Annotated in this window: 29 protein-coding genes and 1 tRNA gene; 13 read left to right on the top strand and 17 right to left on the bottom strand. The window is 69.6% G+C overall.

The genetic code is table 11. The features are described from left to right. The first annotated feature begins 12 nt into the window (after positions 1 to 12). On the top strand, positions 13 to 1,458 hold the full coding sequence (locus tag B2U11_RS15220; RefSeq protein ID WP_292072992.1) for an AMP nucleosidase: 1,446 nt from the start codon (positions 13 to 15) through the stop codon (positions 1,456 to 1,458). Positions 1,459 to 1,487: 29 nt separating this feature from the next. On the opposite strand, the gene B2U11_RS15215 is transcribed toward B2U11_RS15220, so the two are convergent. After that, the gene (locus tag B2U11_RS15215; RefSeq protein WP_292072989.1) at positions 1,488 to 2,240 is read right to left on the bottom strand and encodes an SAM-dependent methyltransferase; all 753 of its coding nucleotides are present in this window, start codon (positions 2,238 to 2,240) and stop codon (positions 1,488 to 1,490) included. Between the two features lie 140 nt (positions 2,241 to 2,380). Here B2U11_RS15215 and B2U11_RS15210 point away from each other — a divergent pair, with 140 nt between their 5' ends. From B2U11_RS15210 to B2U11_RS15195, 4 genes are read left to right on the top strand one after another with little or no spacing between them, the layout of a single operon-like run. Next, on the top strand, positions 2,381 to 3,004 hold the full coding sequence (locus B2U11_RS15210) for a hypothetical protein (protein ID WP_292072987.1): 624 nt from the start codon (positions 2,381 to 2,383) through the stop codon (positions 3,002 to 3,004). Then, positions 3,004 to 3,306 (top strand): winged helix-turn-helix domain-containing protein, encoded by a 303-nt coding sequence (locus B2U11_RS15205; protein ID WP_292072986.1) that lies wholly within the window; start codon positions 3,004 to 3,006, stop codon positions 3,304 to 3,306. Before B2U11_RS15210 ends, B2U11_RS15205 begins: the two co-directional genes overlap by 1 nt. Before the next feature lie 8 nt (positions 3,307 to 3,314). Then, positions 3,315 to 4,094 carry a tyrosine-protein phosphatase gene (locus B2U11_RS15200; RefSeq protein ID WP_292072985.1) on the top strand — a complete coding sequence of 260 codons (780 nt, stop codon included), beginning with the start codon at positions 3,315 to 3,317 and terminating at the stop codon, positions 4,092 to 4,094. Beyond that, a complete protein-coding gene (locus B2U11_RS15195; RefSeq protein WP_292072983.1) occupies positions 4,091 to 5,398 on the top strand; it encodes an anthranilate synthase component I family protein in 1,308 nt (435 codons plus the stop codon). Before B2U11_RS15200 ends, B2U11_RS15195 begins: the two co-directional genes overlap by 4 nt. Here the strand turns inward: B2U11_RS15195 and B2U11_RS15190 are convergent. Genes B2U11_RS15190 through B2U11_RS15180 form a run of 3 tightly spaced genes read right to left on the bottom strand, consistent with a single transcriptional unit; the run spans position 5,395 to position 6,919 of the window. Continuing rightward, complete coding sequence (locus B2U11_RS15190) at positions 5,395 to 5,934, bottom strand: TadE/TadG family type IV pilus assembly protein (RefSeq protein ID WP_292072980.1); 540 nt, start codon at positions 5,932 to 5,934, stop codon at positions 5,395 to 5,397. The genes B2U11_RS15195 and B2U11_RS15190 overlap by 4 nt on opposite strands. A 5-nt stretch (positions 5,935 to 5,939) precedes the next feature. Then, positions 5,940 to 6,485 carry a TadE/TadG family type IV pilus assembly protein gene (locus B2U11_RS15185; protein WP_292072978.1) on the bottom strand — a complete coding sequence of 182 codons (546 nt, stop codon included), beginning with the start codon at positions 6,483 to 6,485 and terminating at the stop codon, positions 5,940 to 5,942. Between the two features lie 5 nt (positions 6,486 to 6,490). After that, positions 6,491 to 6,919 carry a pilus assembly protein N-terminal domain-containing protein gene (locus B2U11_RS15180; RefSeq protein ID WP_292072976.1) on the bottom strand — a complete coding sequence of 143 codons (429 nt, stop codon included), beginning with the start codon at positions 6,917 to 6,919 and terminating at the stop codon, positions 6,491 to 6,493. Between the two features lie 236 nt (positions 6,920 to 7,155). Between B2U11_RS15180 and B2U11_RS15175 the strand changes: the two genes are divergently transcribed. The 3 genes from B2U11_RS15175 to B2U11_RS15165 all read left to right on the top strand — a co-directional run bounded on the left by B2U11_RS15175 (position 7,156) and on the right by B2U11_RS15165 (position 7,839). Beyond that, on the top strand, positions 7,156 to 7,344 hold the full coding sequence (locus B2U11_RS15175) for a Flp family type IVb pilin (protein WP_292072974.1): 189 nt from the start codon (positions 7,156 to 7,158) through the stop codon (positions 7,342 to 7,344). 125 nt (positions 7,345 to 7,469) lie between these two features. Beyond that, entirely contained in the window at positions 7,470 to 7,658 is a 189-nt protein-coding gene (locus B2U11_RS15170; protein WP_292072973.1) for a Flp family type IVb pilin, read from the top strand. Positions 7,659 to 7,683: 25 nt separating this feature from the next. Further along, on the top strand, positions 7,684 to 7,839 hold the full coding sequence (locus B2U11_RS15165) for a hypothetical protein (RefSeq protein WP_292072970.1): 156 nt from the start codon (positions 7,684 to 7,686) through the stop codon (positions 7,837 to 7,839). Positions 7,840 to 7,845: 6 nt separating this feature from the next. On the opposite strand, the gene B2U11_RS15160 is transcribed toward B2U11_RS15165, so the two are convergent. The 5 genes from B2U11_RS15160 to B2U11_RS15140 form a co-directional block, all read right to left on the bottom strand. Beyond that, positions 7,846 to 8,379 carry a GNAT family N-acetyltransferase gene (locus tag B2U11_RS15160; RefSeq protein WP_292072969.1) on the bottom strand — a complete coding sequence of 178 codons (534 nt, stop codon included), beginning with the start codon at positions 8,377 to 8,379 and terminating at the stop codon, positions 7,846 to 7,848. Between the two features lie 164 nt (positions 8,380 to 8,543). Further along, positions 8,544 to 8,828: a 50S ribosomal protein L27 gene (gene rpmA, locus B2U11_RS15155; protein ID WP_250201918.1), complete on the bottom strand. Its 285-nt coding sequence runs from the start codon at positions 8,826 to 8,828 to the stop codon at positions 8,544 to 8,546. Positions 8,829 to 8,926: 98 nt separating this feature from the next. Next, positions 8,927 to 9,484: a 50S ribosomal protein L21 gene (gene rplU, locus B2U11_RS15150; protein WP_292072967.1), complete on the bottom strand. Its 558-nt coding sequence runs from the start codon at positions 9,482 to 9,484 to the stop codon at positions 8,927 to 8,929. A 240-nt stretch (positions 9,485 to 9,724) separates the two neighbouring features. Further along, complete coding sequence (locus B2U11_RS15145) at positions 9,725 to 10,363, bottom strand: TetR/AcrR family transcriptional regulator (protein WP_292072965.1); 639 nt, start codon at positions 10,361 to 10,363, stop codon at positions 9,725 to 9,727. A 187-nt stretch (positions 10,364 to 10,550) separates the two neighbouring features. Further along, positions 10,551 to 12,425 carry a cation:proton antiporter gene (locus tag B2U11_RS15140; protein WP_292072964.1) on the bottom strand — a complete coding sequence of 625 codons (1,875 nt, stop codon included), beginning with the start codon at positions 12,423 to 12,425 and terminating at the stop codon, positions 10,551 to 10,553. A 155-nt stretch (positions 12,426 to 12,580) separates the two neighbouring features. Here B2U11_RS15140 and B2U11_RS15135 point away from each other — a divergent pair, with 155 nt between their 5' ends. After that, the gene (locus tag B2U11_RS15135) at positions 12,581 to 14,704 is read left to right on the top strand and encodes a M13 family metallopeptidase (RefSeq protein ID WP_292072963.1); all 2,124 of its coding nucleotides are present in this window, start codon (positions 12,581 to 12,583) and stop codon (positions 14,702 to 14,704) included. 333 nt (positions 14,705 to 15,037) lie between these two features. Here the strand turns inward: B2U11_RS15135 and hisS are convergent, their stop codons facing one another. From hisS to B2U11_RS15100, 7 genes are all read right to left on the bottom strand, one after another. Continuing rightward, entirely contained in the window at positions 15,038 to 16,528 is a 1,491-nt protein-coding gene (hisS, locus tag B2U11_RS15130) for a histidine--tRNA ligase (RefSeq protein WP_292072962.1), read from the bottom strand. Between the two features lie 48 nt (positions 16,529 to 16,576). After that, positions 16,577 to 16,661, bottom strand: a tRNA-Leu gene (locus tag B2U11_RS15125). A 47-nt stretch (positions 16,662 to 16,708) separates the two neighbouring features. After that, positions 16,709 to 17,239, bottom strand: a complete 531-nt coding sequence (locus tag B2U11_RS15120) for a CcdC protein domain-containing protein (protein ID WP_292072961.1) — start codon at positions 17,237 to 17,239, stop codon at positions 16,709 to 16,711. A 48-nt stretch (positions 17,240 to 17,287) separates the two neighbouring features. Beyond that, entirely contained in the window at positions 17,288 to 18,307 is a 1,020-nt protein-coding gene (locus B2U11_RS15115; RefSeq protein WP_292072959.1) for a fumarylacetoacetate hydrolase family protein, read from the bottom strand. Between the two features lie 21 nt (positions 18,308 to 18,328). Next, positions 18,329 to 18,586, bottom strand: coding sequence for a hypothetical protein (locus B2U11_RS15110; protein WP_292072957.1), 258 nt, complete (start codon positions 18,584 to 18,586; stop codon positions 18,329 to 18,331). 4 nt (positions 18,587 to 18,590) lie between these two features. After that, entirely contained in the window at positions 18,591 to 18,998 is a 408-nt protein-coding gene (locus tag B2U11_RS15105; protein ID WP_292072955.1) for an acyl dehydratase, read from the bottom strand. 14 nt (positions 18,999 to 19,012) lie between these two features. Continuing rightward, the gene (locus B2U11_RS15100; protein WP_292072953.1) at positions 19,013 to 20,032 is read right to left on the bottom strand and encodes an NADP-dependent oxidoreductase; all 1,020 of its coding nucleotides are present in this window, start codon (positions 20,030 to 20,032) and stop codon (positions 19,013 to 19,015) included. Between the two features lie 315 nt (positions 20,033 to 20,347). Between B2U11_RS15100 and B2U11_RS15095 the strand changes: the two genes are divergently transcribed. After that, positions 20,348 to 20,707 carry a hypothetical protein gene (locus B2U11_RS15095; RefSeq protein WP_292072951.1) on the top strand — a complete coding sequence of 120 codons (360 nt, stop codon included), beginning with the start codon at positions 20,348 to 20,350 and terminating at the stop codon, positions 20,705 to 20,707. Positions 20,708 to 20,780: 73 nt separating this feature from the next. Here the strand turns inward: B2U11_RS15095 and B2U11_RS15090 are convergent, their stop codons facing one another. Then, positions 20,781 to 21,575, bottom strand: a complete 795-nt coding sequence (locus tag B2U11_RS15090) for a response regulator (RefSeq protein ID WP_292072950.1) — start codon at positions 21,573 to 21,575, stop codon at positions 20,781 to 20,783. 201 nt (positions 21,576 to 21,776) lie between these two features. Here B2U11_RS15090 and B2U11_RS15085 point away from each other — a divergent pair, with 201 nt between their 5' ends. The 3 genes from B2U11_RS15085 to B2U11_RS15075 form a co-directional block, all read left to right on the top strand. Then, positions 21,777 to 21,980, top strand: a complete 204-nt coding sequence (locus tag B2U11_RS15085; RefSeq protein ID WP_414632977.1) for a NepR family anti-sigma factor — start codon at positions 21,777 to 21,779, stop codon at positions 21,978 to 21,980. Then, entirely contained in the window at positions 21,977 to 22,588 is a 612-nt protein-coding gene (locus B2U11_RS15080; protein WP_249751811.1) for a sigma-70 family RNA polymerase sigma factor, read from the top strand. The genes B2U11_RS15085 and B2U11_RS15080 overlap by 4 nt, the downstream gene beginning before the upstream one ends. Before the next feature lie 6 nt (positions 22,589 to 22,594). Beyond that, positions 22,595 to 23,682 (top strand): cache domain-containing protein (locus tag B2U11_RS15075; protein ID WP_292072948.1); only part of this gene is annotated, 1,088 nt, incomplete at its 3' end.

Raw genomic sequence — 23,682 nt, 5'->3', positions numbered from 1 at the left:
CTAGAGGAAGTCATGACAGAACAGATGACAGCACAGGCGGCCTTGGACCGCCTCGAAACCCTCTACACCCGATCCGTGACCAACCTGCGCGACGCCGTGCGGGATTTCGTCGAGACGGGCGGACGACCCGATCCGGTCCGGCGCGCCGAAGGGGTGTTCGCCTATCCCGAGCTTCGCATCCGCTGGGACGGAGACCGACCCCAGGACCTTGAGCCGCGCGCCTACGCCCGGCTGTCGAAACAGGGCAGCTATTCCACCACCGTCACGCGGCCGGACCTGTTCCGCCCCTATCTGAGCGAACAGCTGGGCCTGCTGGAACAGGAGTATAACGCTGCGTTCGAGGTCGGGGTGTCGCGCCAGGAAATCCCGTTTCCCTATGTCACCGACGGGCTGGAGGTCGCGCTGGACCGGTCGATGACCGCAGCCCTGGCGCGCTGGTTCCCGACCACGGACCTGGCCCACATCGGCGACGAGATCGCCGACGGCCTGTTCGACATGGCGGGCGACTTTCCCCTGTCGCATTTCGACGGCTTGCGCACCGACTTTTCGCTGGCGCGGCTGAGGCACTACACCGGCACGCCGGTCGACGACGTGCAGTCCTATGTGCTGTTCACCAACTACAACCGCTATGTCGACGAGTTCGTGCGCTGGGCCATCGAACAGCTGAGGCGGCCCGACAGCCCCTATCAGACCCTGTCGTGCGCCGGCGGCGTGGTCATCACCAAGGACACGCCGAACCCGGAAGCGGCGATCAGCGACACGGCCTGGAAGAAGCACCAGATGCCGGCCTATCACCTGACCGCGCCGGGCCATAAGGGCGTCACCCTGGTCAACATCGGCGTCGGGCCGTCCAACGCCAAGACCATCACCGACCACCTGGCCGTCACCCGCCCGCACGTCTGGCTGATGATCGGCCACTGCGGCGGCCTGCGCGCCAGCCAGACCATCGGCGACTATGTCCTGGCCCACGCCTATCTGCGCGACGATCACGTGCTGGACGCGGTGCTGCCGCCGGACATTCCGATCCCGTCCATCGCCGAGGTGCAGCGCGCCCTGTACGACGCCACCAAGTCGGTCAGCGGCATGCCGGGCGACGAGGTGAAGCTGCGCCTGCGCACCGGCACCGTCGTGACCACCGACGACCGGAACTGGGAACTGCGCTATTCCAAGTCGGCGCTGCGCTTCAACCAGAGCCGGGCCGTCGCCATCGACATGGAAAGCGCCACCATCGCGGCCCAGGGCTATCGCTTCCGCGTGCCCTACGGCACCCTGCTGTGCGTGTCGGACAAGCCGCTGCACGGCGAGATCAAGCTGCCGGGCCAGGCCAACCGCTTCTACGAAGGCTCGATCTCCGAACACCTGCAGATCGGCATCCAGGCGGTGGACCTGATGCGCGACGAAGGCCCGCGCCTGCATTCGCGCAAGCTGCGCGCCTTCGACGAGCCGCCTTTCAGATAAGGGCCGCCAGTGCGCGCGCCGCAGCGTCGTCAGTCATTCGGGCGGCGCAGCAGATAGAGGCCGAAGTCCAGGTAGTCGCGGCCGAAGGCGAACAGGCTTCTGACCTGGTCGCCGCGCGCGGCGATGGCGGCCGTCTCGGGGCGATCGGGGTTGGCGGCGGTCCAGTCGCGCACGGCCGTTTCCATGCCGTCCAGGAAATAGGCCCAGGCCGCGTCGTCGGACAGCTGGGCCGAGACGACCTCCAACCCCGCGTCGCGCGCGGCCGCCTGCCAGCCGGCGTGGTCGGCGTAGAGGTTGTTGGATTCTATCACCTGACGCAGCGGCGCCGGCGGCTCGCTCTTCCAGGCCAGGTCCCCCCACATCAGCCAGCCGCCGGGCGTCAGGCGGCGGGCCAGTCCGGCCATGATGGCGGCGGGTTCGCGCACCCCCGCCCCGACCGGCTCGATCGTGCCGAAGGCGACGATCAACTCATAGGGCGGCTGGTCGGCCAGGAAGGGGCCGGACCAGGCGTGATGAAGCGTGACGCGGTCGGCGACCCCGGCCTGGTCGATCCGCTCCCGCGCCAGCTCGGTCATGGCGCCGTCGGCGTCCACCGCGTCGAACGCCAGGCCGAAACGCCGGGCCAGGCGTATGGCGACGCCCGCGTGGGCGCAGCCCAGGTCCAGCGAACGGGCGCCCGGCGCCAGGCCCGTGCGCGCCGCGGCCGCCTCCACATCCGCGATATGGACGGGGTTGCACACCGGGAGCGTCGCATAGGCGACGCGCTGGAAATTGACGGACATGGAACCCCCGCAGACTGGCTGTGCCCCCGAGACAACACGGTCGCGACACGACTGTCGACCCACGCAGGCCTGAAAGTCACAGAGCACTTTACATCGTAAAGTTCTTGATGCATGGTGGATCCAGTTCACAGGAGGACGCCATGACGCGCGACACGCAGACCCTTCAAGACGACATCGCCTATATGCGGGCCCTGGCCCATGAGGGCCGACACGCGCCCCTGATGGCCGGACCGGTGCTGGTCGCGGCCGCCGTGATCTTCGGCGCCGCGAACCTGGGCCAGTGGGCCATCCAGTCGGGCGTCGTGAGCGTCAGTCCCTGGGCGCAGCTGTGGCTGTGGATCGGGGCGGGCGTCGTCTTCGCGGGCGTGCTGACGGTTCTGATCGGCCGGATGAAGGGCAAGCCGGGCTACAACTCCTCGGGCAACACCGCGGTGGGCGCGGCCTGGAGCGGGGTCGGCTACGGCATCTTCGTGACGTGGCTGGGCCTGGTCGCCCTGGCGGTGAAGTCGGGCGACTGGCGGTGGATGATGGCGATGCCGACGATCGTCCTGGTCGCCTACGGCTCGGCGTGGATGGTCGGCGCGGCCATGACGCGGACCCGCTGGATGACGATGACGGCCCTGCTGTCCTACGCCGGGGCGGTGGCCGTGGCCTGGTTCGCGGATTCGCCGGCCATCTATCTGGTCTTCACCGTGGTGCTGGCGGCCGTCGCCCTGATCCCCGGCCTGATCCTGATGCGGCAGGAACCGTCGGAGGTCGTCTGATGGCGGACGATTTCGACATCGGCCGCATCGACGAGGTGATCCACGGCCGCATTCGCCTGGGGATCATGGCCTATCTGTCCGGGGCCGAGGCGGCGGACTTCGCCACCCTGAAGGCGCGCCTGCAGACCACCGACGGCAACCTGTCGGTCCATCTGCGCAAGCTGGAAGAGGCGGGGTTCGTCGCCGTCGAAAAGACCTTCGCCGGCCGCAAGCCGCTGACGACGGCGCGGCTGACCGACGACGGGCGCACCGCCTTCGTGGCCTATCTCGATGCGATGGCGGGCCTGCTGCCCGCGCGCTAGAAGAGGGCATGAGCCCGCGCCTCCTGCGTTTCGACGCCATCGACAACTTCCGCGACTATGGCGACTACGCCACGGCGGCCGGGCGGCGCGTGCGCCCCGGCCGCCTGCTGCGTTCGGCCCATCATGCGCGGGCCAGCGACGCGGACCTGGAGCGGGTGAAGGCGCTGGGGATCGCGGCGGTGGTCGACCTGCGCCGCCCCGGCGAACGCCGCGACCAGCCCTCGCGCCGGCACGAGGGGTTCGCCGCCGCGGTGATCGAGGGCGGCCTGGACGACGGGGCCGAGGCGCCGCACATCGCCTTTCTGAAGAGCGGGGACCTGACCCCCGACAGCGGGCGGCGGTTCATGGACATGACCTATCGCCGGCTGCCGTTCGACGCGGCCCATCTGGACCTCTTCGCCCGCTATTTCCGCGCCTTGGCCCAGGCGGACGGGGCGGTGCTGATCCACTGCGCGGCGGGCAAGGACAGGACCGGCTTCCTGGCCGCCCTGACCCATCATCTGCTGGGCGTGGGGCGCGACGACATGGTCGAGGACTATCTGCTGACCAATACGGCGGTGGATCTGGCGGGCCGGGCGCCCGCCATCGCGCGGCGGCTGGAGAAGATGACCGGTCGGGTCGCCTCCGACGCGGCGGTGGTGGCCTTCCTGGGGGTGGAGGCCGCCTATCTGGAGGCCGCCTTCGCCGAGATCGAGGCGCGGCACGGCTCGGTCGACGCCTATCTGGAACAGGCCCTGGGCGTGGACAGCGCCCTGCGCGCGGGGATCGAGGCGCGGCTGTCAGCGTGAGCGGGGCTGGCGAAACGGTCGTCGTCCTGGATCGTCCGTGGACGGATCCGGTCCACGTGGCGGCGGGCCTGGGCGGCGGCGACGGCGCCCTGGTCCTGCTGTCGGACGGCGGGCGGGGCGGGCGCTGGTCGCACGTCGCGGCCGAACCGGACCGGGTCCATGTTGGCGCGGTCGAGCCCCCCGCCCCCTTCGCAGCCCTGCGCGATCCGGCGTTCGGACCCGGCACGGTCGGGCTGGCCGCCTATGACGCCGGCGCGCGGCCGGCGACCGGGCCGAGGAACGAGGTCTGGCCCGACCTGATGCTGGCCCGCTATCCGGCGCTGCTGAGCTTTGACCACCATGCGGGGACGGTCCGCGCCGTCGGACGCGGGCGCACCACCGCCCAGGCCGAGGCGGCCGCCCGCCGGGCCGCCGGCTGGCTGGAGCGCGCGGCGACGCCCGCCGCCCCCCCCGCCCCGGCCGAGGCCTTCGCGGCCGAAGCCGGCGACGACGCCTATCGCGCCGCCGTGGCCGACGTGGTCGCGCGCATCGCGGCCGGCGAACTGTTCCAGGCCAATGTGGCGCGCGCCTGGGGCGGGCGGCTGAAGCCGGGCGGCGATCCGTTCGACGTCTTCCTGCGCCTGCAGCAGGGACGCGCCTCGCCGTTCGGGGCCTATTGGCGGATCGGCGAGCGGGCGCTGGTGTCCAACTCGCCCGAACTGTTCCTGGCCTTCCAGGCCGCGACGGGCCGCATCGAGGCGCGGCCGATCAAGGGCACCCGCCCCCGCGCGGCCGATGCGGCGGAAGACGCCGCCCGCGCCGCCGAACTGGTGGCCAGCGCCAAGGACCGGGCCGAGAACCTGATGATCGTCGACCTGATGCGCAACGACCTGGCGCGCGTCTCGCGGCCCGGTTCGGTCCGGGTCGAGGCGCTGTTCGCGCTGGAGCGGCATCCGACGGTGCATCACCTGGTGTCGACCGTCACGGGCCGGGCGGCGGCGGGAGTAGGCCCGGCGGATCTGATGGAGGCGACCTTTCCGCCCGGCTCGATCACCGGCGCGCCCAAGCATCAGGCGATGAAGGTGATCGCCGCCCACGAGCCGCCGCGCGGGCCTTGGTGCGGCTCTCTGTTCCTGGTGGAGGAGGACGGCGGCCTGACGGCTTCGGTCCTGATCCGCACGGCGGCGTTCGAGCAGGAGGGGGACGGCCGCTGGCGGTTTCGCACCCTGGCCGGCGCGGGCATCGTGGCCGACAGCGATCCCGACGCCGAACTGGCCGAGACCGAGGCCAAGATCGCCGCGATCCGCCAGGCGCTGGCCGGCTAGCAGTTGCTGCAATCGACCGTGTCGGTGTTGCGCGGGCGCAGGTAGGAGGTGTGGCGGAAGGTCACCGGCTGGGGCAGGACGAAATCGACCGGCGAGGTGTATTTGAACGCCGATTCCGCGACGATCAGCCCCTCTCCGTCCGGCAGCAGGTCCAGCGACGGCACGGTGTAGACGCTGTTCTTGGCCAGCGGCGCCAGGCCGCCGTTGGCGCGGCTCCAGACCACCTTCACCGTATTGCCGCTGCGCGCCACGCTGGTGACCCGCTGGCTGAGATCGGCGTCCGAAAAGGGCCGCATGATCTTGTCGCCGATGCCGAAGATGTTGGTGATCTGACTGGTGGTCAGGCTGGCGTTCTGGGCAGTCAGGTCGGCCACCATCGAGGCGACGTGGGTGGTGCGCTTCTGGGCCATGTAGCCCTGGGCGAACTCCACCAGGCCGAAGTAGATCATGATGATGGTCGGCGCCAGAATGGCGAACTCGACCGCCGAGACGCCGCGGGTGTCGTGCCGCAGCCGGCGAAGAAAGGTCCGGACCATAGGCCTCAACCCGCCAGCGGGGCGGGCGTGCCCCAGGGTTCGTTGCGGAAGGCGGTGGTGGCGGTCAGCACCGTCTCGCGGCCGGAGCCCGTGGCGCCCTTGCTGAGGAAGGGGGTCAGCACCGGCTGGCGATACCAGACGGTGACCAGCATCAGCTGGCCCGGTTCGCCGCCGTTGTAGGGATCGTCCGGGCCGGTCGGCTGTTCGACCGCCGGGATCGGATTGGCGAAGTTGTCGACCACGCGCACGTCGACGCGCGCGCGATTGGCGCAGTCGGGGCGGAAGACGTTCATCCGCTGGCACAGGGCCTGTTTGAACTTCACCCCGTCGAAGCCCTGGGATTCGGCCTGGCCGGTGCGGACCAGGCGACCGGTCTGGATGGTGGCGTTCTCCAGCACCGAATCCAGGGTGATGATCGTCGCCAGCTCGAAGATGGCGAACAGCATCATGAAGAACGGCAGGGCGATCATCGCGAACTCGACCGCCGCCGAGCCGTCGCGCGAGCGACGGCGGCGCTGGAGACGACGCAGGTTGGCGAAGGACAGGCGCATCCGGGTCAGGGCGTCGTGACGGCGGGCGCCGAGGGCGAACCGACCGCGCCGGTGTCGCCGACCGCGCGGACGCTGGGGGCGCAGGAGGCGGCGCAGGCCATCTCGGTCGCCTGGCCGCCGCGCCACACGCGCACCGATCCGGTCGAACCGCCGGTGACGACGACCTCGCGCTGGAACAGGGTGCGGCCGATGGCGTCCACGGCGATCACCTCGGTCACGCCATAGCCCTTGCCGGTGATGAACAGGGTGTTGGCGTCGACCACCGAGACATCGGCGATCTGCGGATTGCCGACGATGACCGAGGCGGCCGCCCCCGGCAGCTGAACGCGCGAGGCGCGGTCGATTTCGATGCTCAGGCTGTTGGCCTGGGAAAGCGCCAGGGTCGGAACGGCGAGCAGCGCAAGCGCGCTCAGGACGGCGGGAAGGCGGGACATGGCGACCCTGATGAATAAGGCGCGCACGCGCGGGACGTCCGCGAGGATGCGCCGCAATCCTCAACAAAGGATTTCGGCCAGTCATGCATATTTTTCGTGGTGAATCAGGGGATAACCAAACCCTGTGACCCGACTTTAACAGCTGTCGGGCATTTTGATCCTGCGTTTTGGGGGTCAAGCGGGCTGCCGGCTCCCCCCGCCAGTTGCTCGCAGATCAAAATCGAAAAGGGATTACCATGACCAAGTTCGTTTCGCGTTTCGTCAAGGACGAGTCCGGCGCCACCGCCATCGAATACGGCCTGATCGCCGCCCTGATGGCCGTCGCCATCATCACCTGCTTGACGGCCTTCGGCCCGCAGATGAAGACCGCCTTCGAAGGCATCGGCGACAGCATGACCGGCACCGACGACATCACCGGCGGCTGATCCTGACGCCTGACGTCAAGTCGGAGAAGGCCGGGGCGTTTCGTCCCGGCCTTCTTTCAATTCACGGGACCGGCCCGTCGGCCGATCGACCCGCACGGGCTTCGCGCCCGAGGAGGCGAGCCGGCATGACCGCGCTTATCCAACGTTTCCGCCGCGACCAGTCCGGCGCGACCGCCATCGAATACGGCCTTCTGGTCGGGTTGATGGGCGCGGCCCTCATTATCTGCCTCAGCGCCTTCGGCCCGGAGATGAAGGAGGCCTTCACCCGCCTGGGCGGGCAGATGGCGACCCCGCCGGACGTGACCTCGAACTGATCGCTCCCTCGGGCGTTGCCATCGCATGAACCTGATCCTGCTGATCGTCCTGGCCATGGTCTTCGCCGGCGCCCTGTTCGCCCTGTCGATGGGGATAGAGGGCCGCGGTCGCGGGCGGGTCGACCGCGACGTGGACGGCGAACAGGACGAGCCGGGCGGCCCGGCGTCGGGCGCGCCCTGACGCCCGTCAGGCCATCCACACCATCATGCGGGTGTCCGCATCGGCCCGGCGCGCCAGGCTGAACGCGCGGCGGGTCTCGCCGGTGTAGAGGAAGCCGGCCTTTTCCAGCACCCGCCCCGACGCCGGATTGTCGGCGAAGTGGCCGGCGACCAGGGCGCGCCGGCGCCACTTGCGGCTGGCCCAGACCAGGGCGCCTTCCAGGGCCTCGGTGGCGAAGCCCCGGCCCCAGAACTCGCGCCCGATCCAGTAGCCCGTCTCGGGCACCCGGTCCTCGCCCTCGAACAGTCCGATCACGCCGACCGGGCCCTGGTCCTCGTGCTCGATGACGAAGGTACTGGCGCGGGCGGGGTCCTGGGCGGCGACCTGCAGGACGAAGTCCTCGGCGTGCTTCACATGGAAGGGGTGCGGCATCCGCTTGGTCATGCGGGCGATGTCGATGTCGTTGGCCAGGGCGGCGATGCGCGGCGCATCCTGGGGCGCGGGCGCACGCAGCGTCAGGCGCCGCGTCTCGACGACGGGGGAGGTTTCAATGACGCACATGGCGATCGCCTCATTCTCTCGACCATCTCCTTGGAGGGCTCGGACGGTCTTCGAGGCGGGGAAACGCAAACGGGGAGCCTGGTGATCCAGACTCCCCGCGGAAAATTTCCCTGGTCCGGATCGGCTGCTGGTGGAGCAACGCGATCCGGGCTTTCCAGATGGCGTTACTCGGCGGCCATGGCCTGAGCGTCGTCGTTGGCCGCAAGTACGGACACGTAACAACGGCCGCCACGCTTGGTGGTGAATTTCACGGCGCCCGGGGTAAGGGCGAACAGGGTGTGGTCACGGCCCATGCCGATGTTCTCACCCGGGTGGAAGGTGGTGCCGCGCTGACGCACAATGATGTTGCCGGCCAGCACGCGCTCGCCGCCGAACTTCTTCACGCCGAGGCGCTTGGACTCGGAGTCGCGACCGTTGCGCGACGAACCGCCGGATTTCTTGTGAGCCATCGTATCGCTCCGCTCTTTCTTAGCGTCCTACCGGCCGTTCGGCCTACTTGAGGACGCTCCTCATATCATATGGCGCGGGTGAAGCGCCGGTGAATGTCTCAGGCTTCGTCGCCGGCCGCTTCGGCCTTCTTGGCGGGAGCCTTCTTCTTGGCCGGGGCCTTCTTGGCGGGAGCCGAGCTCTCGACCACGGCGCCCTTGACGTCGGCGCCTTCGGCCTCGGTCACGACCGTTTCGGTCGACCCGATCGAGGAGGTCGCTCCGCGAGTGGCCAGGCCACGCGCGCGCAGGTCGATCTCGGCCTTGGTCAGCAGGTCGATCTTGCCGTCCCACTTGGCGGTCTCGCCGGCGCCTTCGATGCCGGTGATGCGCAGCACCGATTCCATCTGGCGATGGCCGTTCGTGCGGCGATAGCCCTGACGGCGGGTCTTCTTGAAGATCTTGACCTTCTCGCCCTTGCGGGTCTCGATCAGGGTCGCGCCGACGAAGGCGCCGTCGATCAGCGGGGCGCCCAGGGTCACGCCCTTGTCGCCGCCCAGCATCAGGACGCTGTCGAACTTCAGCTCGGCGCCGGCGTCGCCGTCGAGCTTTTCGACGACGATGGTGTCGCCCGGTTGGACCCGGTACTGCTTGCCGCCGGTCTTGATCACCGCGTACATGTTGAAGCCTCAGCGCAAACGCAAAAAAGAGTGCGCCCGCCGGGTGACCCCCGCGGGCGAAGAGCGGCGACATATACGGAAGGCGGTCGCAGAGTCAACGCGATTTGCCGCGTTTTCGGGGCGAATTCGGACGAATCGGCCCTGACGGCTCTCTGCAGCGCTTCGCCGGGACGGACAAGACGCGCGCAAAGAAAAAGCCCCGCCGAAGCGGGGCCTTTCCAGTCGCGACGGACGCCGATCTCAGCGCGCGACCAGGGCGCCGGCCAGGATCACGTCGATCTGGCGCGCGATATGATCCGACAGGGCCTGGGCGTCCCAGTTGTCGTAGGCGGCGCGGCGATAGTTGGACAGATAGGCGTCCCAGATCAGCTCGACCAGCAGGCGCAGGTCGGCGGCCTGGGCGATCTCGCCGCGCGAAACGGCGTCCTGGAGGATGGCGCCGATGGCCAGCTGCAGCTTCTTGGTGGCGGTTCGGGCGCGCATCTCGGCCGCCAGGGGCTGGAACCAGGACCGGGCGACGATGGCCTGGAACAGCGGCAGCTGGTCCAGCGACGAGTGGTAGCCGGCGCTGAGCGCGGCCACCAGGCGGTCGCGCACCGGCTCGCCTTGCGGGGCGCCCGCCTCGACCACCTCGGCCAGGCGCGTCATGTCCTCGGTCAGGACCGCCTCGAACAGCTCGGCCTTGTCCTGGAAGTTGGCGAAGACCGCGCCGGTCGACATTCCGGCTCCCTTGGCGATGTCGCGGATCGTGGCCGGCTCATAGCCGCGCTCGGCGAAGAGCGAGCGGGCCGCCTCCAGCACCTTCTGGCGGGTGCGGATCTTGGCGGCCTGGCGACGGTTCAGACGGGGCTCGGGGGAGGCGGCGATGGAATCGGTCATGAACGGGGGCGTGTACTCTACGAAGGACTTCGAACCCGCGGGGACGAGACGAAGTTGACTGAAGGGGATCGGCGCGATCCGGGGCGAACGGGCGCTGCAATCTCCGCCGATGCGATGAATACAGAAGGCAGGGCTTCGACCACGGAACCATGACAAAAATGGGTCACGGACAGGGCTGCTCGTATAACTACGTAGTCTGGTCTGTAGGCGAAGGCCGCCTATGGTTAAGCGGGCTGTTCCTGAGCGCGCGCATCGGACGATGGCGGCGGGACTCCGGGGTGGCGGCCTGGAAGGCGCGGCGGAACTGGTCGCGCCGTTCGTGGATCGAGGCCAGGACCAGGCCCATAGGCACGCCCAGGTCGACCAGGGTGTTCTCGGCCAGCTGCAGGCTGGCCTCGGTGGTTTCCGGCACGGCGTCGGTGACGCCCAACGCATAAAGGCGCGCCGCGTGCTGGTCGTCGCGCGCGCGCGCGATCAGGGTCAGGTCCTCGCGCAAAGGCCGTGCGACGCGGACGACCTCGTCGACCTTGGCCGGGGAATCCATCGTCACCACAAGGGCGCGGGTGGTCATGACGCCGCAGCGCAGCAGCATCTCGGCCCGGCCGGCGTCGCCGTAGAAGACGTCGAAGCCCGCCCGGCGGCCCGCCGCCACCGTGGCCGGATCGGCGTCCACGGCGATGAAGGGCTGGCCGTGCTCGCGCAGCATCTCGCCGATCAGCCGCCCGACGCGGCCGAAGCCGACGATGACGGTCGCCCCCTCGCCCGGATCGGGGGCGGCGTCGGCCATCTCGGGCGGCAGCCCCTCGGGCGCGCCGGCGGCGGGGCGGGTCAATTGTTGACCGAGGAGCGCCAGAAAGGGAATGGAGAAGATGCTGATCGTGGCCGACAGGGCGACGGCGGCCGTGATCCCCGGCGAGGCCACCCCCTCGACCAGGCCCGTGGCGAAGACGACGAAGGCGAACTCGCCCGCCGGGGCCAGGACCAGGGCCGTCTCCAGCGCGGGGCGCCAGGCCAGCCCCCACAGCCGCGCCAGGCCGAAGACGATGGCGGCCTTGATCGCCACGATGGCGATCGCCAGGCCGAACACGCCGACCGGGTTCGCCGCCACCGCGTCCAGGTCCAGTCCCAGGCCGACCCCGACGAAGAAGACGCCCAGCAGCAGGCCCTTGAACGGCTCGATCGAGACCTCGACCTCGCGCCGGAACTCGGTCTCGGCCAGCAGCACGCCGGCGACCAGGGCGCCCAGGCTCATCGACAGGCCGGCGGCCTGGGCCGCCAGGCCGGCGCCGATGACCACCAGCAGGCTGGCGGCGACGAACAGCTCTCCGCCCTGGTCGGCCTTCCGGGCGCGGGCGACCGAACGGAACATGGGCCGCAGCACGATCCGGCCCAGCAGCACCAGCAGCCCAAGGCCGATCGCGGCGGGAACCAGGGTCAGCAGGGCGCGGCCCAGGACGGCCGGTTCCAGGACGCTTCCGCCCAGGCCGGCGTTCTGCGCCAGGGCGGCCAGAACGGTGACGGTGATCAGGATCGGCGCGACCGACAGGTCCTGGGCCAGCAGCACGGCGAAGGTCGAGCGGCCGACCACCCCCTTCAGGCGCCCGCGCTCGGCCAGCACCGGCATCACGACGGCGGTCGACGACAGGGCCAGGCCCATCCCCAGCACCACCGCCCCGGCCAAGGGCTGTCCCGTCAGCATGAACAGGGCGGCCAGCACGACGGTGCAGGCGACGACCTGCATCAGCCCCAGGCCGAACACCAGGCGGCGCAGGGCGCGCAGCCGTTCCCACGACAGCTCCAGCCCGATCATGAACAGAAGGAAGGCCACGCCCAGTTCGGACAGCTGCGCCAGCTGGCCCGGATCGCTGATCGTGGCCCAGGACAGCCACGGCAGGGCGCCGGAGAAGCGCGCCAGCCCGTCCGGCCCCAGCAGGACGCCGGCCGCCAGGAACCCCAGGATCGGGCTGATCTTCAGGCGGTTGACCAGCGGCACCATGACGCCCGCGGCCGCCAGGAAGACCACCAGGTCCTTGTATTCGCCGCCGCCGTGCCCGTTGGTCATTCGCCCTCCGTCCCACTGCATATCAGAAGGCGCCGCGCGCCGTCTGGCGAGAGGGCGGCGCGCTTTCATGAACTTTTTTTAAGGCGACAGGCCCCTTGCCCGGTCTAGGGTCCGCGCCGCCCGGCCGCCTCTGGGTCGGGATCGAGGATCGAAGTATGAAACGTCTGCTCATCGGGGTCGCCGCGGGCGCCCTTCTGCTGCCCGCCACCGCCGCACTGGCGCAGGACGTCGGACACGACCACGCCTGCCTGGACGAGAGCTGCGCCATCGTCTCGCTGTTCTCGGGCGAGGAAACCGCCGCCGGCTGGCAGGGAACCGAGGCGCCCAAGTACGGGACATGGGGCTTCGACCTGGCCGGGCGCGACACCGCCGTGGCGCCGGGCGACGACTTCTTCCGCTACGCCAACGGCGCGGCGATCGACAAGCTGATCATCCCGTCGGACCGCACCAGCTACGGCTCGTTCGCCCTGCTGCGCGAACTGTCGGACAACCGGATGAAGGAGCTGGTCACGGGCCTGGCGGGCCGCACCGACCTGGCGCCCGGGTCGGACGAGGCCAAGATCGCCGACGCCTACCGCGCCTATATGGACGAGGCCCGCATCGAGCAGTTGGACGCCCAGCCGCTGCAGCCCTATCTGGCGGCCATCCGCGCGGCCGACAGCCATGAGAGGCTGGCCGCCTACATGGGTCAGACCGTCGGCCGGTTCGGCGGCTCCTTCTTCGGCACCGGCATCACCATCGACGCCAAGCAGCCGACCCGCTACGTCGTCTCGACCGGCCAGTCGGGCATCGGCCTGCCCAACCGCGACTATTATCTGGACGCGCGCTACGCCGACAAGAAAGAGAAGTACCAGGCCTATGTCGCCGACATGCTGGGCATGATCGGCTGGGCGAACCCGGCCGAGACCGCCGCCGCCATCGTGGCCCTGGAGACCCAGATCGCCGAGGCGCACTGGAGCCCGATCCAGAACCGCAACCGCGACGAGACCTACAACGAATACACCATAGCCCGCCTGGCCGCCGACGCGCCGGGCTTCGACTGGCAGGCCTATTTCGATTCCGCCGAACTGGGCGGCGTGCCGCGCCTGATCGTGCGCCAGGACACGGCCATGCCCAAGATCGCGGCCTTGTACGCGGAGACGCCGGTCGACCTGCTGCAGGCGTGGGAGGCCTTCCACACCGCCGACGACATGGCGCCCTTCCTGTCCAAGCGCTTTTCCGACGCGCAATGGGCCTTCCGCTCGCGCGACCTGTCGGGCCAGCCCGAGCAGCGCAGCCGCGAAAAGCGCGCCATCTCCTTCGCCGAGAACGCCCTGGGCGAGGCCACGGGCCGGCTCTATGTGGGCGAATATTTCCCGGCCGAGTCCAAGGCCAAGATGGAGCAGCTGGTCGCCAATCTGCGCACCGCCCTGTCGCATCGCATCGACGGGCTGAGCTGGATGGGCGCCGAGACCAAGGCGGCGGCGCAGGAGAAGCTGACGAAGTTCACCGTCAAGATCGGCTACCCCGACAAGTGGCGTGACTATTCCGGCCTGGAGGTCCGCGCCGACGACCTGGTCGGCAACGCCGAGCGCAAGGGCCTGTTCGAGTGGAACTACGACCTGTCGCGTCTGGACGAGCCCGTCGACAAGTCCGAGTGGGGCATGACCCCGCAGACGGTGAACGCCTACTACAACTCGGCCAACAACGAGATCGTCTTCCCGGCCGCCATCCTGCAGCCGCCCTTCTTCGACCCGGATGCGGACCCGGCGGTGAACTATGGCGGCATCGGCGGCGTGATCGGCCACGAGATCGGCCACGGCTTCGACGACCAGGGCTCCAAGTCCGACGGCGACGGCGTGCTGCGCAACTGGTGGACGGCCGAGGACAAGGCCAATTTCGAGGCCCTGACCACCCGCCTGGGCGCCCAGTACGACCAGTACGAACCCCTGCCCGGCTATCACGTGCAGGGCGGGCTGACGATGGGCGAGAACATCGGCGACGCCTCGGGCGTGGCGGTGGGCCTGGAGGCCTATCACTTGTCGCTGAACGGCCAGGCCGCGCCGGTCCTGGACGGGACCACCGGCGACCAGCGCTTCTTCTACGGCTGGGCCCAGGTCTGGCAGTCGAAGTATCGCGACGAGGCCCTGAAGCAGCAGGTGGCGACCGATCCGCACTCGCCGGCGCAGTTCCGCGTCATCGGCCCGCTGCGCAACGTCGACGCCTGGTACGACGCCTTCGACGTGGAGCCGGGCGCCAAATATTATCTGGCCCCGGAGGATCGCGTCCGCATCTGGTAAGGCGACGCTTCTTCGAGAATCGCGAAAGGCCGGGGGCGACCCCGGCCTTTCTTCTGTCCGGCGCAAGCGCGACGGTTCGGGACAAACGGCTGATTTCAGGCACGAAAAAGCCCGCTGCGGGGGATACGTCGCAGCGGGCTTTCCGAGGCTCTTGTGAGCCGACGTTTCCTCCCCGAAACGCCTTCAAGAACTGCGTGCTTGAGCACCGCTCGTCCTCGAGTGAGACCAATTGACGCCATCGCAGGGCCTTCGTCAACGAGGGTTTCGCCGCAAATCGAACTTTCGTCGACTTATCGCTGATAACTCATCCCTGGCGGCGTTATTTATCGAAGCTTATTCGATAATGCGACGAATGGCGGAAACCAGCTCGGCGCGGGGCAGCACCATCTGGCCCGGACGCTCGGCCTTCCAGGCTTCGTTGTCGGCGATCCCGGCGGCGGCGGCGCGGCCGGCGTCCAGATCCTTGATGGTCACCTGGCCCGCCGCGATCTCGTCTCCGCCCAGGATGACGGCGGCGGGAGCCCCGCGCCGGTCGGCGTATTTCATCTGGGCCTTCATGCCAGCCCGGCCCAGATAGAGCTCGGCGGCGATCCCGGCGGCGCGCAGTTCGGCCACGGCGGACAGATAATGCCCCATGTCGTCGTCGGAAAAGACGATGACCACCACAGGACCGCGCACCGCGTCGGCGTCGCCCCGCCCGGCCGCGCGCAGGGCCGAGGCCAGGCGCGACACGCCGAAGGAGAAGCCGGTGGCCGGCACGCTCTGGCCGGTGAAGCGGGCGACCAGGTCGTCGTAGCGGCCGCCGCCGCCGATCGAGCCGAAGCGGACCGGCCGGCCCTTGTCGTCGGCCGTCTCCAGCAGCAGTTCGGCTTCGAACACCGCGCCGGTGTAATACTCCAGCCCGCGCACGATGGTGGGATCGAAGGTCACCGCCGCCTGATCGACCGACATGGCGTTCAGGGCCCGGTCGATGGCGGCCAGTTCGTTCAGGGCCGCCTCCCCCGCCGCGCCCAGGTCGCCCGAGCGGGCGACGGCGTCCAGGGTCTCGGCGCGGGTCAGGCCCGGCGTATTGGCCGAGACGAGAAAGGCCTCGATGGCGGCGGTCACCTTGGCCGGCAGGTTCGCCCCCTTGGTGTAGTCGCCCGAGTCGTCCAGCCGGCCTTCGCCCAGCAGCTGAACCACGCCGTCCCAGCCCAGGCGGTCGAACTTGTCGATGGCGCGCAGCGCCGTCAGCCGCTGGCCCGCCTCGGTAACGCCGCCGGCGTCGAACAGGCCGTCGAACAGCTTGCGGTTGGACACGCGGATCTGGGCCTGACCCTCGGCCAGGCCGGCGGCCTGCAGGCCCTGACAGGCCATGGCGATGATCTCGGCGTCGGCCTCGGGCCGGTCCGACCCCACGGTGTCGGCGTCGCACTGCCAGAATTCGCGAAAGCGCCCGGGTCCCGGCTTCTCGTTCCTCCACACCGGTCCGTAGGCGTAGCGGCGGAACGGCTTGGGCAGGGTCTCCCACGACTGGGCCGCAAAGCGGGCCAGGGGCGCGGTGTGGTCGTAGCGCAGCGCCATCCAGTCGCCCGGCTCGTCGGACCCCGCATCGTCCTGAAGCGCGAAGACGCCCTCGTTGGGGCGGTCGGCGTCGGGCAGGAACTTGCCCAGGGCGTCGGCGTATTCGAAGGCCGGCGTCTCCAGCGGCTCGAAGCCCCAGCGCTCATAGACCTCGGACACCTGACGCACGATGCGCCGCTCGGCGGACAGGTCGCGCCCGCGCTTGTCGGCGAAACCGCGCGGATTGCGGGCGAGGGGGCGGAGGGGGCCTTCGGTGCTCATGGCGCGCGCTTAAGCCAAGGGAGGCGCGGTCGCAACCGAAGAGGAGGATGGTGCGGGCGGTCGGGGTCGAACCGACACTCCTTTCGGAACCGGATTTTGAGTCCGGCGCGTCTACCAATTTCACCACGCCCGCATTGGGCCGCCTCATGCCACACGGACGCGGGCGTCGTAAAGCGCCGACTAGGCCGCCACTTCCATGTGATCGTCAGGCCGACCGGCCAGGATGCGGCGGGCGCGGATGAACATCTCGACGCGTTGAAGGACGATCAGGGCCAGGGCGAAGATCAAAAAGGCCTCTGTGACGGCCAGGGCGTTCAGATGCCACTGGGCGGCGTGACTCTCGATCAGGGGGCGCAGGACGCCGCGGAAGGCGAACAGGGCGACCACCAGCACCAGGCCCAGCGGCGACGCCCGGGACCGCAGCGAACCGTCAGGCTCCCTTTCGATGGTGATGGTCTTGCCGCGCCACCAGCCGGCGACGCCGCCCAGCACCGCCCCGACCAGCAGCACGGCCCAGGCGTCCAGGCCGAAGGGCGCGGCCCCGACGGCGCGGGTCGAGCCCCACACGCCCAGCAGGATCAGCGGACCCACGATCGCCGGCATGACCCACAGCAGGTTCGGCCGCAGGACGCGTCGCCTGCGGTTGCGCAAAAGGATCAGCACCAGGACGACCGGAACGACGGCCAGCGGTATCCACTGTTGCGGCGACATGACGGGTTCCCCGGCCTCCCCCTTGAGGCCGGGACCAGACTAGACGTGTCAGGCGTCGCGCGAAAGCGGCTCCACGCTCTGTTCGATGGCGCCGAAGATCGAGTGGCGGCGGTCGTCCAGCATCTCGATCCGCACGGTGTCGCCGTGGGCCAGGAACGGCGTCTCGGGCTTGCCGCGCAGCAGGGTTTCCACCGTGCGGACCTCGGCGATGCAGGAATAGCCCAGCCCGCCCTCGGCGACCGGCCGACCGGGACCGCCGTCGGCGTCGCGGTTCGACACCGTGCCCGAGCCGATGATCGTGCCGGCGCTCAGGGCGCGCGTCTTGGCCAGATGCGCGATCAGCGTCCCGAAGTCGAAGGTCATGTCGACCCCGGCGTCCGCCTTGCCGAAATCCTGGCCGTTCAGCTGGACGGTCAGTTCGCCATGCAGCTTGCCGTCCTTCCAGCGTTCGCCCAGGGCGTCCGGCGTGACCAGGACAGGCGACAGGGCGCTGGCGGGCTTGGACTGGACGAAGCCGAAACCCTTGGCCAGTTCGGCCGGGATCAGGTTCCGGAGCGAGACGTCGTTGACCAGGCCGACCAGGCGGACGGCGGCCAGCGCCTCCTCCCGCGTCGCGCCCTGGGGCACGTCGCCCGTCACGACCACGACCTCCGCCTCCAGGTCGCAGCCCCAGGCCTCGTCGGCCAGGGGGATGGGCTGGCGCGGGGCCAGGAAGCCGTCCGAGCCGCCCTGGTACATCAACGGATCGGTCCAGAAGCTGTCGGGCATCTCGGCGCCGCGCGCCTTACGCACCAGTTCGACGTGGTTCACATAGGCCGAGCCGTCGGCCCACTGATAGGCGCGCGGCAGGGGGCTGGCGGCCTCATGCTCGCGGAAGCGCCCGCGCGGCACGGCCTCGTGCTCCAGGCTTTCGGCCAGGGCGCGCAACTGCGGCTCGCAACGATCCCAATCGTCCAGCGCCGCCTGCAAGGTGGGCGCGATCAGGAAGGCGTCGGTGAACCAGTGAAGGTCGCTGGAGACGACCACGAGGCGGCCGTCGCGGCCGTGCTTGAGCGAGGCGAGTTTCATGCCCCTGGCCTAGCCGGAAATTCAGTCGGGGGCCAGAAGCAGGGTCTTGGCCTCGGCGCCGGCGCGGGCGACGGGATCGCGCACCTCGACCTCGACCACCACGGCGCCGGCCGGGGCGACCGCCCACAGATAGCGACGCTCCACCTCGACCTCGCGGCCCGAGGGGGCGAAGCCGGTGAAGCTGTCGCCCCACGGCGTGACCTTGCGGATGTCGGCGAACGGCAGGGCGCAGGCGGCGTCCAGCTCCTCGCGGGCCATCACGTCCAGTTCGTCGGTCATGGCGTCAGCGCCGCGAGAACAGGGCGCGGGTCAGGCCCGAGAAGACCAGCCGACCGCCTTCGTCCAGAAGGTCGTGCGAGGCGATGACGATGCCCTTCTCGTCGCCCACGGGATCCTTTCCCATCACCGTCATCCGCCCGCGCAGCAGTTCGCCCGCCGGCGGATTGCGCATGTAGCGAAGGCCGTCCACGGCCAGCACCTTGGTCTGGGCCCAGCCGGCCGCCTTGTCGGCCGCCAGCCGGCTCCACAGCACATAGATCAGGGCGTCCGGCGCGCCATAGGCGACGTCCCAGCCGGGCTGGAACCGCTCGACGAAGACGTCCAGCGCGCCCTGGTCGACCGCGCAGGCCCCCAGCGGAACGACCTGCCCCACCTCCAGATCCTCGAAATGGACGAGCAGCGGGTCGCTCATGGGCGGTCGATCCTTCAGGCCGGTTCTTCGGAGACGCGAACCAGCAGCTTGCCGTCGTGATCGCCGGTGAACAAGCGGTTCAGCGAAGAGACGGCGCCTTCCAGCCCGTCGTCGACGTGGACCTTCCACTTGATCTTCCCTTCCGCCAGCCACGGCCCCATCTCGGCGACCATCTCCTTGGCGCGCGGGGCGTAGTCCAGCACCAGGAAGCCCTGGATGTTCAGGCGGTGGGTGATGATCCGGCCGAAGTTCGGCGACGGCGGCATGCGCGTGGCGTTGTAGGACGAGACCAGGCCGCAGACGGCCATGCGGCCGTGGACCTTCAGCCGATTGAAGACGGCGATCATGATGTCGCCGCCGACGTTCTCGAAATTCAGGTCGATCCCGTCCGGAGCCAGGCGATCGAGCGCTTCGCCCACGTCCTCGTTCTTGTAGTCGACCGCTGCGTCGAAGCCGAGTTCGTCGGTCAGCCAGGCGCACTTCTCAGGGCCGCCGGCGATGCCGATGACGCGGCAGCCGCGCTGCTTGGCCACCTGGCCGGCGATCGAGCCGACCGCGCCCGCCGCCGCCGAGATCACCAGGGTTTCGCCCGCCTTGGCCTTCAGCACGTCGGTGACGCCGAAATAGGCGGTCAGCCCGGTCATGCCCAGGACCGACATGTTGGCCGTCAGCGGCAGGCCCGGCGCGTGGTGGACCGGACGCAGGCCCGCCTCGGGCACGACCGCATAGTCGGCCCAGCCGCCCGAGATCGGCATGACGACGTCGCCGACCTTGAACTTCTCGGATCGGCTGTCCTCGACCACGCCCAAGGTCAGGCCCCGCATGACGTCGCCCAGACCCACCGGCGGCAGATAGCCTTCGGCGTCGTTCATCCAGGTGCGGTTGGTCGGGTCCAGCGACAGATAGACGGTGCGGACCAGAACCTCCGATTCCTTCAGGTCGGGGATGGCGCTCTCGACCAGTTCCAAGTCGCCGTCCTGGATCGCGCCCTTGGGCCGTTGACGCAACACCCACTGACGATTGGTTCGGGCCATGCCTGCTCTCCCATGAGTTTTTTTTCAGGACGCATACTAGCGCAGGCGCAGGCGTCGTCGAGACGCGACGCGCAAGAAAAGAAAAAGGCGGTCCGTGCGGACCGCCTTGGGAGTGGCATCATCGAGAATGAGGCGCGGAGGCGACAGATCGGTTTTGGGGCCGATCAAGTCGGGGGGCGTCGCCGCCTCCGCAGGCCGATAACGGCGCCCGGCGAAGCGGGTTCCGCCTGGCGGGACGTTTTTTGCGCCACCGGAACAGCCAAGCCTGACCGGCGTTCAATCTCGGACCCAAGGAATAGAGGCGGGAGGCCTGACATGACTCAACTCGACCCCAACCGAACCCCCGAAGCCCCGCGCCCCAACGAGGGCCAGGGCCATCCGGTGGACGCGCGCGACACCCGCCAGGGCAGGCCCGGCGTTCGGATCCTGTGGCTGCTGATCGTCTCGGCCGGCGCCGCCGCCGTTCTGCTGCTGGGTCTGTGGCTGGTGAGCCAGGGCGGCTTCTCTCAGACCAACGCCAACAATGGAGCCCAGGCGGTGGACGCCCAGGCCTTCCAGGGCGAAGGCGCCGCCGCGCCGACGCCGGACGCGCCCACCGGCCCGACCGGAGAGGCCCAACCGGTTCCCACCGGCGAGGCGCCCAACGTCAACGCGCCGACCGAACCGTCCAACTAAAGACGACCAAACAAAGAGAAAGGCCCCCGGAGCGTCCGCTCCGGGGGCCTTTTCCTTGGGATCGCGCCGTCGATCAGGCCGCCTGCTTCTGCCGCGACGGATGGAAGAACAGCGCCTGGCTGATCGCCGCCTTCACCGTTTCCGGCTGGAACGGCTTGGTGATCAGGAAGGTGGGCTCGGGCCGTTCGCCGGTCAGCAGGCGTTCGGGGAAGGCGGTGATGAAGATCACCGGCACGTCCATGCTCTTGAGGATGTCCTTGACCGCGTCGATGCCGGACGAGCCGTCGGCCAGCTGGATGTCGGCCAGGACCAGACCGGGCTTGTGGCGGGCCACGGCGTCGATGGCTTCGTCGTGGGTGGTGGCGGCGCCGGTGACCCGGTGCCCCAGTTCCTTCACCAGGCTCTGGATGTCGGCCGATATGATGGCCTCGTCCTCGATCACCAGCACGTCGGTGGCCAGTTCGGCGTCGATGTCGGATTGGGCCTCGCTGATCAGGCGCTCGACCTCGCGCGGGTCGGCCGACAGGATCTGAGCGGCCTCGGACGGGGTGAAGCCCTCCAGCGCGGTCAGCAGGAAGGCCTGACGAGAGCGCGGCGCAATGCGCAGCAGGCGGCGCGAGGCGTCGTCGCGGGCCTCGACCCCGCTGGCGTCCTCCAGCTGGGCGCCGGTCGACACCCAGATGGCGTGGAAGACATGATACAGGGCGACGCGCGGCGTCATGTCGGGCGACAGCTGTTGTTCGCCGGCGGCCAGCGCCTCCAGCGCGACGCGCACATAGTTGTCGCCGGTCGCCTGGTCCCCGGTCAGCGCGCGGGCGTAGCGGCGGACATAGGGCAGGTGCGGCGCAAGTCTGGCCAGAAGGCTCATATTCCGGAATTCCCCGACTAATGGCCCCTCCAACCCAAGGAGAGGCGCTACAGCGGAACGAAACGTGCCAGCGGCGTCACGGTTCCGCTGGAAAGGACAAGCTTGAGCATTAAATGGCGGTAAGGCAGGAACCGCCGACGTGGGGCGACGTTATCGACGCTGCATTTCTGCACTGCAGGTTGGGTGGGCGGTGTTCTGTCTATGACTAATTCTTCTGAATCCCCGCATCGTAAGGTCGATGAGAAGGCGGGGACGGCCGGTCTGGAAGAGGCCCGGCTTCGACAGCAGGCCATCGGGGTCAAGCTGCGGCATATGTTCGACGAAGTCGTCAACGAGCCGGTCCCCGACGAATTCCTCGACATTCTGAAGCGCGCGGACAACCGCTCGAACGAAGGTGGCGCATGAGCGCCTCTCGCCTGGGCGCGGCGCCCAAGCCGCCGTCGAGCGACGACAACGCCTTCAAGACCCAGCTTGTCGCCCTGATCCCGCATCTGCGCGCCTTCGCGCGCACCCTGACCGGCGACCCGACCGCGGCCGACGACCTGGCCCAGGACGCCATGATGAAGGCGTGGGACGCGCGCGCCAGCTATCAGATGGGCACCAACATGAAGGCCTGGACCTTCATGATCCTGCGCAACCAGTTCTATTCCGAAAAGCGCCGGTCGTGGCGCCAGTCGCAGCTGGATCAGGAAGCGGCCGAACGGACGCTGGTGGCGGTCGACGACCCCGAGGCGCCCGTCGCCCTGGACGAACTGCGCCAGGCGCTGAAGACCCTGCCGGAAGAACAGCGCGAAGCCTTGATCCTGGTCGGGGCCGGGGGCTTCGCCTACGAGGAGGCGGCCGAGATCTGCGGCTGCGCCGTCGGCACAGTGAAGAGCCGCGTCAGCCGCGCGCGCCGTGCGCTGCTGGCCACGCTGGAACGCGGCGGCTACGCCCGTGACGGCCAGGCCGCCGGCGACGCCATGCGCACCATTCTGGGGGAAGCGGATCGCCTGAGCGGCGCCCGGGACTGACGACAGGTGCCCGCCGAAAGCAGAACGACGGGGCGATCACCCGCCCGACGGTTCGGCTGGCGGCCGGATCGTCTTCAGGGCATCCGCTTCCGCATGGGCCTGGCGATGGCCGCGGCCCTGCTGCCGATCTTCATCCTGAGCCTGATCCAGACCCAGGCCGACTTCCGCCAGCAGGCCGAGGCGCGGCGCATCGACCTGCAGCTGGCGGCGGAACGGTCGTCGGTGTCGACCAAGGCCCGACTGGACAGCGCGCAGGTCCTGCTGCGCGCGCTGAGCCCCGCCGCGCTCGGCCCGTATTGCACCCCGCGCCTGTCGGCGTTGGTCGGCGATCTTGAAGGCTACGAAGGTCTCTATCGCGTCAGCGCGACGGGAGATGCGGTCTGCGCCTCCGGCCGCCCCGAAGGCTTCCGTTCCGGCGTCGCCCCTGCCGCGACCTCGCGGTGGTTCGCCCGGCTGCGCGCCGGCGAGGACCTGGTCGTCATGCGCGCCCCGGCCGATTCCGACTACCCGCCGGCGCTGATCGTGGCCATCCGGGCCGAGCGTCCGATGGGCCGGTTCGACGGCGCGATGGCGGCGGTCATTCCCCTGGCCACCCTGCAGCCCGACACCAGCGACCGCGCCCTGCCCGAGGGATCGGAGACGGCCCTGACCGACGGGGCCGGCCGCCTGCTGACCGCCAGCGATGCGAGCGCCTTTGAACTTTCCGGCGGCGGCGACGTGGCTGGCTGGGTCCAGCGGGCGCGGAACGACGGGGCGGCGGTGTTCGAGGCCCGGGACAGCCGGGGCCACCGCCGCGACTACGCCGGGGCCGCGCTGGCGGGCGGCGACCTCTATGTGCTGATTTCTGCGCCGTCGCCGGGCCTGCTGTCGTGGGCGCGCCTCAATCCGATCGGCGCCCTGCTGCTGCCGCTGGGCGCTTGGCTGACGGCCTTCGCGGCGGTGATGCTGCTGTCGGAGCGGCTGTTCATCCGCTGGCTGGATTATCTGGAGCGGGTCGCCGCCATCTACGCCAAGGGCCGCTTCTCGGTGCGTCCCGTCCAGGCCATGAACGCGCCGTCCGAAATCCGCGTCATGGCCCGCACCCTGGACGAGAT

This window comes from Brevundimonas sp. UBA7534 (genome assembly GCF_002479325.1).
Lineage (GTDB): Bacteria > Pseudomonadota > Alphaproteobacteria > Caulobacterales > Caulobacteraceae > Brevundimonas.
The sequence above is the reverse complement of the archived record's forward strand: the minus strand, read 5'-3'. Positions and strand labels throughout refer to the sequence as shown.